A 12,010-nucleotide genomic window follows, 5' to 3' on the forward strand; every position below is an offset into this window, starting at 1 on the left:
TGATCACTCTCCAATCGAAGGGTGCTCACTTTTCAACCGGAACTACCTGCTCACTTTTCGACCGGAGCCGACACCGTTCCGAACGTCTCCTGTGCGTAGACATTGCTGGGCGCAGTCGAGCCTTCATGACACCCGCAGTTCTTGGACACAGTGATCAGAGCCAACGCCAGGTCGGCCCGGTTTCAAACAAACCCGTGCATCTTCGGCGGAATCCGACGATGAGAGCAACCGATGACCGTCTGGCTGCCGTTGCTGGTCGAATTGTCGTCAGCGTCGGATACTGTTTTCCGACTCACAGTGAACTTGCAGGAGGCAACGGTGTCTAACATAGCCGTGGTCGCCATGGATTCGGGCAGACCACCATGCTAAAACCGGGTGAGGTGTTCGCTGGGTATCGGATAGTTCGGGCGCTTGGCGCTGGCGGCATGGGCGAGGTGTACCTGGCAGATCACCCGCGGTTGTCACGCCAAGATGCGATCAAGGTGCTCTCATCGCAACTGTCGGAGGATTCCGAGTTCATCGAACGCTTTAGGCGTGAAGCCGACCTCTCGGCGTCCCTGTGGCATCCATACATTGTCGGTGTCCACGATCGTGGTGAGTGCGACAACCGACTCTGGTTGTCGATGGATTACGTCGAGGGCACCGACGCCGCACGCTTGCTCGCAGACTCTCCCGGCGGGTTACCGGTCAGCGAGGTCGCCGACATCGTCGATGCGATCGCCGTCGCCTTGGACTTCGCGCATGATCGCGGGTTGCTGCATCGCGACGTCAAACCGGCCAACATCCTGCTCACCACAGACGGGGATCGGCGGATCCTGCTCGCCGACTTCGGCATTGGACGTGAGATCGGCACCACGAATGGACTGACCGCGACCGGATTGACGATCGGTACGGTCAGTTATGCCGCCCCCGAACAGCTTATGGGTGACGATCTTGACGGTCGCGCCGATCAGTACGCGTTGGCCGCCACGGCCTATCACTTGTTGTCCGGACATCCGGTGTTCGAGCACTCCAATCCGACAATCGTGATCAGCAGGCATCTCAACGCCACACCGGGGCGCCTGGTTGACCAGCGGGCAGAGTTCGCATTCCTCGACCCGGTCCTGCAACAAGCTCTAGCAAAGGTCCCCGACGAACGGTACCCGAGTTGCACACTGTTCGCGCAAGCCCTGCGCGCTGCCGTGACCGCCATCGAGCAACCCTCCCCCACAACGCCGACCGAAGCGCCCTCGCCATCGGCTGTCACCCAGCACGCCTCCGTCGCGGGGGTACTCCGCGAGGCGGCCGCCCCCACTAGATCGGCAACCACGCCGGCGAAGACAACCGCGTCCGCCCCGACAGACACATCCGCTAAAGCCAACCCCACCTCAACGAATCCGACTGTGCCCGAAGGCCTTTCCAGGTCTCTCCTCCTTGCCGTAGTGGGCGCGGTGATCGTCGCAGTAGCCGCCGTGGCGGTAGCGGTGACAATCGGCATCATGGGATCACCAGCTGGCCCCAGGCAGGCCGCTGGATCGTCACCGACGAGCTCGCCCGATGCGACCCCGCGCCTGCCGCTTGCGCCTGCCGCGACTCCTCTGCCGTCAGTGCCCGCACCGCCACCGCACACGACGCCAACCGCACCGCCAGCACCGAAGATTGTCAGCGTTCCAACCAGCAACGGATCCGCCGGAGTCATCACCCGCTCAGGAAAGACAGCCTGCCAGATCATGACCGCATTCGTCGGATGCCAAGTGAACTGGGAAGTCGCCACCCCGCTGATGTACGGCTCCCCTGCCAACGGTGTCCGCATCCACGCGAACGGCCAATGGGAGTGGGCTAGCGGCGACATGGGCACCACAGCCTCCTTCACGACACTCGCCTACGGCACCACGTACACCACACTGGGATGGACGATCGAACCGTCTTCGACCGGCACACGATTCACCAACAACCTCACAGGTCACGGCATCGTGGTTAGCACTGACGGAATCAACCCGTTTTGAAACGTGTCATGGTAGCTGCGGGGACCCTTATCGTCGTATGACGATATTCGAGGTTGCTAGGACGCGTGTCCGACCTCGCAGCCAAGGGGACATAGGTCGCTGTTATCGGTACAAAATTCGAACCTACGTCGGCCCGGCCGAAACGGTTGTCGAAGGGACTAACGGCAGTCAGCTACACTTAGGTCCTTCGATGGTGATGGTTGATAGTCCTCTTCTGAAGCCATTGTTGGTCTCAGCTGCACCCAAAGTCTTCACCTTCTGGCAGGCAGTGCCATTTATTATTGCATCAAATCTCAAATACGCGGCTGCGCCCGGGTAATAATCTCCGATATTGTACCCACCTTGCGTAATATTATCCCCCAGTGGGCTTTCGACCTTCTCACCGGCACTAAGCGTCGTAGAACCCAGTACATAGGTCAGGTTCTCATTCCAGTCGAATTTGAAAACAACGTTTTTCTGGACAGTCGTCCCGGTATTCTTGTAGCTGAGGACAAACTGGACCCTGGATCCATTGGGGGCCGTTACTTTCCTCTTCCATTCCTCAGTACCGGCCAGACGCAGGCGGTTCTCGAACCAGAAATTCGGCTGGTCGGCCACCAGGCTCAATAGTATTTTGCCATCTGCCTTCGGCGGCAAATTTCCGTCAAGCGCATCCAGACCAAGCTTGACGCCATCCTCGCTCAATAGAGCCTCGATACTCAGTGCTGTGTTATTCACAGCACCCGTTGTCTCGATCCGGGCGGTTCCCGGCCTATAACGAAGTTCTACGTCTCCACCTGTCTTATTGACAAAATAGATTGCGTCTTTGAGTTCAGATGGTTGCACATTAGATGCACCCACGTACCCAAAAGCGGAGTTCTCGTCTCTCTGTCCATCTGAGTGTAGGACAGGGGGTATATCCATCCTCGCATACGCATACTTCAATGAGTTTGATGTCGAGTCATTGTGAAAATAGATCGCTACCTGGTATTCGTGCCCAGCCACAACGGTTACGTCGTCAGTCCAAGCGGTGCCAATCGTAACGTCACGTACGCGCGTGAAATTGCGTTCATCGCCGTAACTTGGGTTGTCAGACACCGAATTAAGCGCCGCTCCTTCTATCGCGACATTGTGTCGGTATGTTGGCCGCGCTGGATACCATCCGGTTGGGGAGGCAGCGTCAGACACCTGTGCTTGCCACGGCTCGGGCTCCGATTTCTCCTCGTCCCCAATCCATCTAACTGCGACGGTGATCCCCACGACGGCTGAGGTGATAAGCGAGATCAGGCCCACAATCAGCGCCACGATTTTGTGGGCGCGCGTCACGTGAATATCGATCCAGTCACCCCACCTGCCCATACGCGGGATCCTACGTTCTGGCACTTCTTCTGAGTTCGATACCGAACCATCAGCGTCGCAATTGCCGGCAGCAACGGAACACCGCCAGTGGGCAAGGCCGCAGGCTTAGTCGTAACGAGACCAATAGGCAGCTCTCCGACCTTATCCCCGAGCCGTGCGTGGACGTACTTGGGTCTCTCAAGTCGATAATTCGGATACGGTCTGGGTCCAACTGCGTTCAGAGGGAGGGCCCGCGATGGCGTTAGTACAGAACCTTGTGGATCGCCGCCACCTGTATTGCGCAGGTGCCATCACCGCCCACTTTTATAACCGCGCTAGCGGCCGTGACCTGCAGCCTCACCACGGCACCGCGTTCGTCCTCTGGGCGGATAAGACAGGCCGATATTTCGTCACCAATCGCCATATCCTTGACGAACAGCCTCCGGGCACATTGGACCGAGTCGAACTGTCCGGCCACCGCCAGCCAGACAACCAGAACAGCGAAACCGAGGCGTGGACGTACACGCATCGGAACCCCGAAGTGTTCTTCCATCCTGATCCCGACACCGACCTGGCACTCATACGGGTTCCTCTACCTTCGGAAACATCGGCAGACTCGAATTTCACTCAGCCCGAACGATGGTCGGCCCGGGGCGACTGGTATCCGTCATTCTTCGACATCAACTGGCTCGCCTCGGATGCCGAGCTGCGCAGGTTGCTTCCGGGTGATCAAGTATTCATCGCCGGCTACCCAGGCGTTATCGCCGCCGAAGGGGGCGGCCGGTCGGCAACCAAGGACGACCGGCCGATCATCGTCAACGGCATTGTGGCCAGCGACCCGCGCTATCCGGCCACATTCGGCGACGCCGTTCTCAACAACGCGGTCTTGTGCCATTCGTTCAGTTGGGGCGGCATGTCTGGTTCTCCAGTGTTCGCGTTCTCCCAAGGCATCGGAGTTGGCAAGATCGTCGGTATCAATGCCGGGCACATCCGAGGGCAAGGACCGGCTGGCGGCGTCATCTCACACTTCGTGCGATCAAGCGCTCTGATCGATCTGCTGGTGCAACTCGGGGAGCCCCGCCCACACCCAAATACCAGAATGGCCATGGAAGCCCGCGCACGTGCAAGGTCGGGTAAGCCCGGCTGGTATGCAGAACCACCTCCTTCGGGGAGCTGATGCCTGCTCGCCGTCTCGCCGTGGGGGAGTGCCCTGACCTACTCCACTAGTTCGAAGAAGCCACCGTTTCTGGCTGTCATGTTGGTCGCGGTCAGTGCCACGGCGCCGTTGACGTCGCGGGCGATCCCGAGATCAGTGAGCAGCACGTTGCTCACCGTCATCGTCGGTATGGGTGAGCATGACGGTGGCTGGCTTCACATCTCGGTGCAGCAGGCCTCGTTTGTCCGCGCGGCAAGTGCCCAGGCCATCGGTGGACTGACGTCGTACTCCCTTTCGGCCATCCGCGTTGTCCGAATGCTGAGCCAGACGGTGAAAGTTGTCTATGGCCTGGGTTACGCGATGCATCCGTAAGGTGTTCGTCCGCGAGGCAACACCTCATACGAGGTTCACCCATCGCCGAAGAGGGCACCCGAGCAGAACCAATCAGACGCTGCCAAACCTGCGTATAGTGCCGCTTCCCAAGCATTCGGCTCACCGAGCTGCCAGGAACGTGCCTCGCCCTCTAGATGAGATCGCACTCCGGTGGAGCCCTCGTTGTCGAATATCTCGCGCAATCTCGAATGGATTCCAGACATCAGACGGTTGGCTTGGAAGGTGTAAAGCTGGCTCAGGCCGAACTGATCGAAATGTGCAATTGCCCTTGCCGTCAGTTCGGGTGTCCAGGTGTCTTGGACGTGAAGTGAAAACTTAGGTATGCACGGAACGGTCGGGATGATCTCGACCTTCAACCACGGGCCAGGCCCCAGGTCGTCGAAGTATGCGTTGAGCGTCGGTGTCGTGCTCGCAAGTTTGATGCTGTTGCAATCTCTGCAGGCAGGCAGCAGATTGTCTGGAGTCACCGCGAAAATGGGGTGTTCGGCTTTGGGCAAATGATGATCGAGCGTCCATGCCTGTTTCACATTGCAGAGCACACAGCGGCCGTCCCTGTTGGCATCGCGCAGCAAGTCATAGTAGATACGCCCAGGTGCGCTACCGACCAGACGTTGCGTATAGAGCCATCCGAAGTCCTCACGGGTGGCAGGCGCCAGCGGTTCATAAGCTCGTGCCTCTAGGGTGTGAATTTGGCCCGCCACGCCGGCTTCCGCGTAATCGACCGCCGCCCCCTGGACCTTGTCTGCAAGAAGGACGAGCCGCTCTCGTCGGGCGTCTTCTCCGATTCCTTCACAGCACACGTTGAATACTTCGCGGGCTGAGACACCCGGTCGGACAGCGCTTAGCACTGCCCTAGCGCTCCGACTGTCGTGAGAAGTAGACCATCGACTGCAGAAGTGCCTTCGCCTCCGCTCCCAAGTTGCCGTTGAAGTCGCTCAGAATTTGGTTGAAATCCCCGCCACTGGCCACCGCTTCATCGAGTGTGCGATGGAATCCCGCAGCAGTGACCTCAAGGCCGAAGATTTCCTGAGTCAGTGTCCCGACATTTTCTCCGTAGGTTTCGCCGACAGGGCGCTGGCGACTGAGTACGCCGCCGGTACCCAACAGCTTCCACACACAGTGGCGCGGTACCTCTTGTATGACCACCGGCGAGTGTGTGGCGATGATGGCGACACCGTTACGGTCCTCCAGCAGCTCTGACAGAGCATTCATGAACGCAGACAGGAGTGGGGGATGCAAATGCGATTCCGGTTCATCGATGAGGACCAGTGATGCTTCCTCAACAGTCTCGACCAACCTCGTCAGGATCAATAGAACTATCTTGTGTCCAGAGCTGAGCTCGCGAAATATGGCTCCCGCTCTATCGCGGATATTGACCTCACCGATGCCTACCATCTGGTTCAGGATCTCTGCGAACAATGTGTCGCTGGCTAGAAATTCGAGATAGTGTCGCCAGCGTTCCAGGCGACCGATTTCAACCACACTGTTCAAGCTGTCGCCGAATTCGTCGGCGAGGGCATGGTGGTCTTTAATATAGGCTGAATCCGGTTGCTTGAGACCGATATATTGATAGCCCATAGCATCGTTGATATCCGACTGGTTTCGTGGTTCGAAGCTGTCGAACGCACTGTAAGTGACCGACACGACATTGGCGAACCGGTTGGTTAACAGCCTCTCCTGCTGCTGTTCGAAATCCACTCTCCCCGCTGCATACTCCGGGCGCGTAAGAGCCGTCGCGATATCATTGAGCATAAACGATTTGCCCACGCCATTTCTGCCTATCAGAACATGGATGTTCGTACGCGGCTTCGCATGAGGGGTCACATCAAACTCGAAAACGGCCGGCGGTGTCGGCCAACCGTCACGGTCGGTATCAGACGACACGTATGAGAAAGAATAGGGCGAGAGCTTCACCCCGCCCATCGCGATACGATGAAATTGCGTTTGCACTGCAATAGCTTTGACAGAGCGCAGGAGCGATTGCTGTGTGACGTCCAAATCCTGCACCCGACGGAAGAGATCTAAGTCGAGGGCGATGTCGCGCAGGCCTTGCAGCACCTCGATGCGTGTGTCGGGACCAAGCGCTTTGAGGCTCTCATAGTAATCCTCGTCTTGGCCGAGGGAAAAGAACTGGTCCGGCAGATCATCGAATTGCTTCGGTACCGGCGGCCGTGCGTTGTCGTCGAAGTCGGCGATCTTTACCGTACCGATCTGGATTGTCTCGCCATTACGCACGAAATACAATGTCCAAAGTGTGTAATAGCCGTAATCGTTCCAGCCGTTGGCCTCCAAGTATGCGCCGTCGCGGGCACCCCAGGGCGGACGTGTCCGCGCTCGCATCGTCTGAAACTTCATGCCCTGCCCTGACCACACCGTTCGGATACCAAATCGATGCCGACCACTCTGCCATGGGCCATGAGAAATCCCGCGGTCGCCGCGGTTTCAACGGTACGGATGGCGTCGACAGGCCCGGTGGTTGCGCGGCGATGCTGGCACAACGCAGTCACGCGAGGCGACGCCAAGCTCATTGAATCGTCCGCCCGATGCTGTTCTGGAACACGCAGCGCGCGTTGATTTGTCGACATCGATCGTCTCCGATGCGCGGGGAATCCGAGGAGTGCTCGTCAGCCCGCTACGATGCCGAGATGGCCGACATTGCAACGGCGCTCGTTTCCGGGGGAGTCGGTCTCGTCGGCGCACTGATCGGTGCATTCAGCGCCCAGCTAGCGGCACGCAAAACCAGAGAGTCGGACCGCCGAAAACGTTGCGTGGACCGAGTTCTCGCCGCAATCACTCTGTTAGACAAGGCCTACGCCGAGTACGTGACCACTTCAGCATCGGCCCCAGATGACCCCAAGACCCTGCTGCCCCTCCAAGGGTCGTTGCGGGCATACAACCAAGCGGTAGAAATGCTGCACATTCCCTCGCTGCGTGCCGCCGCAACCAGATACCGGGACCGACTGACCGAGTTCTACCTCATGTACGGGCAACCTCGTGATCCGCTAGACGCCGACCGGAAGGTGCCGACACTCCACGAACTCAATGACGAGCATGTCGCCCTCTCAGAGAAGCTGCGTGGCTACGAAAGGACCTGAAGCCTATCCGCGACACCGTGCACGCTGGCTCGCTCACGCAGATACTCGATGAATTCCTGATCCGACGCCCCGGTGATCACCAATAGCTTTGCATCACGAAGAACCAGAAGCTCGCGCACGATTTCGTCGGCGAACGAGGCTGCGGCGGCAATCAACAGCTCGCAATGCAACTGCACCACACTGCCCGACAAATTGGGGGGCAGGTTTGCCAAGAGCTGCTGAGCGCGCGGACGTGACCCGGCGAGCGCCGGCGCTTCGAGTGAAACCGTCACGTCGACACCTCCCTCGGCTCGGGCCTAAGCCCAGCGTAGATCACAGTTCCCGGGAAAGCAGCATCTGCTCCATTACACGTAAGCGCGCCGCCTGCACTACGGCCCGTCGCAGCGCCGCTCCAGGCACGTAGATGGCCCCGGTGCCGCTTCACGCGCTGGAGCAGGTCGTCCAACCCAGCTCCACGACCGTGGACACCCGTCCCAGAAATGGTGCGTTTGAACGCCTTCTTCATCGCGTCGACCGGGCCATCTACCTGGTTATGCCTACTTAATGTCCTTTCCAGTCCGTAACCGGCATCGGCGATCGCGAAGGTGATCAGCCCCTGGTTGTTCGGCATCACCTGCATTGCCGCCCATCCGCCATCCACGCCGCTGTGTTCGATCACGTTACTGACAACCTCGGACACGCCCCTGAAAAAGGAAGCCGCGTCATGCTGACTTCTGCCCGCCGCCTGAAGAGCACGAAACACACTTTCGGCGAGGTCGTCGCCGCTGTCCACATCGAACCGCTGCAATTCCGACAAACGACTGCTCGCATCCCATTCATTCACGCGAGGAAGCTCAACTCGACCGCAGAACTGCGCAAGACACTCTCCGAGGTGCATCCGCGCGACGTAGCGCCGAACGCTTTGATCCTGCGGCGCCACGAATTCGACCCTCAGACCCCTAGACGCAGCGTCCTCGGCAACAGCCGCGATAGCCGCAAGGCCCATCGGGTCGATGAATCGAGCATGCGTCAAGTCGATCAGAATCGCGTCAGCGTCCTCAGGTGTACCCGAACTCCAGTTGCTCAGCGTCGCCGCCGTCAGCGACCGCAGATGGTTACCGCCAGCTGGCGCACTGAGATTCACGCGGTCGATCATGACACCATGGCCCGACCAGCTACGCACATGCCGACCGTCAAGCGTCCGAGCAGCCTCGGGGAACAGGCGTCCCCACCTAATATCTCTGTACTACCTCTGGATATCTCTCTACTACCTCTGGCAGAGGTTCGTTAGGTACCGCGGTGTCTGAGCGAACTCGCCGCCGCGGTGCCGAACATGGATCTCCAGCGCGCACGTGCCCCTGCTCAGCGCCGAATCTTCTTTAGTGACGGGTTGGAGACCACGTCGACATCCTTTGCGTTCGCACACCGCAACTTCCGTATGCCACTGACGACCGACGGAAAGCGCCTCACGGTTAGCACCACAATCGCTCACGCCCTGGTGCCACCGAGCAAGGCCATCTCCGGGGGCAACGAACCTCCGGAACCGTGATGTCGATCCACGACACCACCGCAAAGTGAACAAAAACAAAGGTCACGAACCCAAATGAGTTCGTGACCTTTGTGCCTGCAGTCCATCTGAACCGCTCTCTGTGGGCGAAGGGGGACTTGAACCCCCACGTCCCGAAGGACACTGGCACCTGAAGCCAGCGCGTCTGCCATTCCGCCACTCGCCCGAATGACCGAGGCAGCGTAACACTGCGGGCGCGTGGTTCCCAAACCGTGCGATCAGAGCCCCGATCGGAGGTCCGTGGAATCCCCAGAAAATCCTTAACCTCATCTAGATCAGGTCACTGACCAGCGTCGATCTGATTCTCAGAGTTCTGTTGGTCCCGCATTTGGGTACCTGGCCGATACCATGCTTGTGAGCAGTGTGGCCAGAGCGACACGCGGGAGCACGGGCGACCGTGCCGAGACGACGAACGACAACGAGTAAAGGCGGGCGGTGACATGGGTCTTGTCGACCGCATCGAACGCAAACTCGAGTCGACTGTCGGTGATGCGTTCGCCCGGGTCTTCGGCGGCTCGATCGTGCCCCAGGAAGTAGAGACGGCGTTGTGCCGGGAAGCCGAGTCCCGAGCCCGTACGGTGGCCGGTGGACAAGTTTTGGCCCCGAACGACTACGTAATTACGCTCAGTGGCACTGACTATCAAAAGGTGAGCGCCGATACTGACCTGACCGCGACCACGTTCGCCAAACATCTGGGGGGATTCATCCGTGACCAGGGATGGCAAACGTATGGTGATGTGGTCGTCAGATTCGAACAATCACCGAATTTGCACACCGGACAGTTCCGCGCCCGTGGCGCGGTCAACCCCGATTCGACCGCTGGCGAATCCGCGCGAGCCCACGGCGACCATGCGTTCACCGCAGAATCAGGAGAACCACCTATGACCGATAACCCGAATTACCGCGGCGGCCAGGGACAGGGGCGCCCCGGCGACGACTACTACGACGACCGGTACGGGCACCCCCAGGACGATCCGCGCGGCGGCGGCCAGTACCCACCCGATCAGGGCGGCGGCTACCCCCCGCAGGACCAGGGCGGCTACCCGCCGCAGCGTGGCGGTTACCCCGAGCGCGGCGGCTATCCCGACCAGGGTGGTTACCCGGACCAGGGCGGCTACCCCGATCAAGGTGGTTACCCGGACCAGGGCGGCTACGGCGCGCCTCCGCAGTCCTACGAGCAGCAGCGTCCGCCGGCCGGTTACGGCGGCCAGCAGGGCGGCTATGACCGTGGCTACGGCGGACAGCCCGGCGGCGGCTACGGCCAGCCGGGGCCGGGCGGTCAACCCGGCTACGGCGCCGGCGCCCCGGATTACGACTACGGACGCCAGGATCCCCGCCAGGGCGGTGGCTACCCCGAGCAGGGCGGCTACCCGGAGCAGGGCGGCGGCTACGGCGGCGGCCAGGGCTACGGACGTCAGGAGTACGGCCAGCCGCAGCAGGACTACGGGCGCGGCTACGCCGAACCGCAGCAGGGCGGTTACCCCGACCAGGGTTACGGCGCCGAGCCGGGATACGGCGAGCCGGCCGGATACGGCGGCGGCGGTGACTACGGCGCACCGGCCGGGCAGGGCGGTTACGGCGGCGGGTACGGCGGTGGCGACTATGCCGCCGGCGGCGCCACCGTCACCCTTCAGCTCGACGACGGCAGTGGCCGCACCTACCAGCTGCGCGAAGGCGCCAACGTGATCGGCCGCGGTCAGGACGCCCAGTTCCGGCTGCCCGACACCGGGGTGTCGCGCCGCCACTTGGAGATTCGGTGGGACGGGCAGGTCGCGTTGCTGTCCGACCTCAACTCCACCAACGGCACCACGGTGAACAACGCACCTGTGCAGGAGTGGCAGCTGGCCGACGGCGACGTGATCCGGCTGGGCCATTCCGAGATCATCGTGCGCGTGCACTGAGCGTCTGAGAACCGGACACACCGGAGTGGCAAGCACCCCGCTTCGCCCTCACGGCTATCGCCGTCCAAGTATCGTGACGTTGCCGACGGTAGCTGAGCAGTACCAGTGGGGCGGATACGGAGAGGACGTCAGATGCAGGGGTTAGTGCTGCAACTGACGCGTGTCGGTTTCCTCCTGCTGCTGTGGCTGTTCATCTGGTCGGTGCTGCGTATCCTGCGAACCGATATCTACGCGCCGACCGGTGCGGTGATGGTGCGCCGGGGTCTGGCCCTTCGCGGTTCCTTGCTGCCGAATCGGGACCGACGCCATATCGCGCGGCAATTGGTGGTCACCGAAGGCGCACTGGCCGGCACCCGCATCACCCTGGGCACACAGCCGGTGCTGATCGGCCGTGCCGACGACTCCACTTTGGTGCTCACCGATGATTACGCGTCGACGCGCCACGCCCGGCTCTCGCCACGAGGATCGGAGTGGTACGTCGAGGACCTAGGATCGACCAACGGCACATACCTTGACAGGGCGAAGGTGACAACAGCGGTAAGGGTTTCCATCGGAACGCCGGTTCGAATCGGCAAGACGGTAATCGAGTTGCGCCCGTGACGCGCACGCGAGGAGCG

At 60.6% G+C, this 12,010-nt stretch carries 11 protein-coding genes and 1 tRNA gene; 6 read left to right on the forward strand and 6 right to left on the reverse strand.

What is annotated here, in order from left to right; translation table 11 throughout:
- The first annotated feature begins 362 nt into the window (after window positions 1-362).
- Window positions 363-1,985: a serine/threonine-protein kinase gene (locus A5733_RS26965; protein ID WP_076239759.1), complete on the forward strand. Its 1,623-nt coding sequence runs from the start codon at window positions 363-365 to the stop codon at window positions 1,983-1,985.
- A gap of 168 nt (window positions 1,986-2,153) precedes the next feature.
- Here the strand turns inward: A5733_RS26965 and A5733_RS26970 are convergent, their stop codons facing one another.
- Window positions 2,154-3,323 carry a DUF11 domain-containing protein gene (locus tag A5733_RS26970; RefSeq protein ID WP_142253860.1) on the reverse strand — a complete coding sequence of 390 codons (1,170 nt, stop codon included), beginning with the start codon at window positions 3,321-3,323 and terminating at the stop codon, window positions 2,154-2,156.
- A gap of 235 nt (window positions 3,324-3,558) precedes the next feature.
- Here A5733_RS26970 and A5733_RS08095 point away from each other — a divergent pair, with 235 nt between their 5' ends.
- The gene (locus A5733_RS08095) at window positions 3,559-4,479 is read left to right on the forward strand and encodes a serine protease (RefSeq protein WP_083666046.1); all 921 of its coding nucleotides are present in this window, start codon (window positions 3,559-3,561) and stop codon (window positions 4,477-4,479) included.
- Window positions 4,480-4,614: 135 nt separating this feature from the next.
- Window positions 4,615-4,830, forward strand: a complete 216-nt coding sequence (locus A5733_RS27860; protein WP_233152650.1) for a hypothetical protein — start codon at window positions 4,615-4,617, stop codon at window positions 4,828-4,830.
- Window positions 4,831-4,865: 35 nt separating this feature from the next.
- Here A5733_RS27860 and A5733_RS26980 read toward each other — a convergent pair whose 3' ends face one another.
- Both A5733_RS26980 and A5733_RS08105 read right to left on the reverse strand, forming a co-directional pair.
- On the reverse strand, window positions 4,866-5,651 hold the full coding sequence (locus A5733_RS26980; protein ID WP_142253861.1) for an HNH endonuclease: 786 nt from the start codon (window positions 5,649-5,651) through the stop codon (window positions 4,866-4,868).
- A gap of 52 nt (window positions 5,652-5,703) precedes the next feature.
- Window positions 5,704-7,206 (reverse strand): AAA family ATPase, encoded by a 1,503-nt coding sequence (locus A5733_RS08105; RefSeq protein ID WP_076239762.1) that lies wholly within the window; start codon window positions 7,204-7,206, stop codon window positions 5,704-5,706.
- Between the two features lie 290 nt (window positions 7,207-7,496).
- Here A5733_RS08105 and A5733_RS08110 point away from each other — a divergent pair, with 290 nt between their 5' ends.
- Entirely contained in the window at window positions 7,497-7,946 is a 450-nt protein-coding gene (locus tag A5733_RS08110; RefSeq protein WP_142253862.1) for a hypothetical protein, read from the forward strand.
- Here the strand turns inward: A5733_RS08110 and A5733_RS08115 are convergent.
- From A5733_RS08115 to A5733_RS08125, 3 genes are all read right to left on the reverse strand, one after another.
- Window positions 7,931-8,218, reverse strand: coding sequence for a hypothetical protein (locus tag A5733_RS08115; RefSeq protein ID WP_076239764.1), 288 nt, complete (start codon window positions 8,216-8,218; stop codon window positions 7,931-7,933). The genes A5733_RS08110 and A5733_RS08115 overlap by 16 nt on opposite strands.
- Window positions 8,215-9,081, reverse strand: coding sequence for an ATP-binding protein (locus A5733_RS08120; RefSeq protein ID WP_076239765.1), 867 nt, complete (start codon window positions 9,079-9,081; stop codon window positions 8,215-8,217). The genes A5733_RS08115 and A5733_RS08120 overlap by 4 nt, the downstream gene beginning before the upstream one ends.
- Window positions 9,082-9,575: 494 nt before the next feature.
- Window positions 9,576-9,658, reverse strand: a tRNA-Leu gene (locus A5733_RS08125).
- A gap of 274 nt (window positions 9,659-9,932) precedes the next feature.
- On the opposite strand from A5733_RS08125, the gene A5733_RS08130 reads away from it, so the two are divergent.
- Window positions 9,933-11,393 (forward strand): DUF3662 and FHA domain-containing protein, encoded by a 1,461-nt coding sequence (locus A5733_RS08130; RefSeq protein ID WP_076239766.1) that lies wholly within the window; start codon window positions 9,933-9,935, stop codon window positions 11,391-11,393.
- A gap of 132 nt (window positions 11,394-11,525) precedes the next feature.
- Complete coding sequence (locus A5733_RS08135; protein WP_067769168.1) at window positions 11,526-11,993, forward strand: FHA domain-containing protein; 468 nt, start codon at window positions 11,526-11,528, stop codon at window positions 11,991-11,993.
- The last annotated feature ends 17 nt before the right edge of the window (window positions 11,994-12,010 follow it).

This window comes from Mycobacterium sp. NS-7484, from assembly GCF_001953975.1.
Classification (GTDB): Bacteria; Actinomycetota; Actinomycetes; order Mycobacteriales; family Mycobacteriaceae; genus Mycobacterium.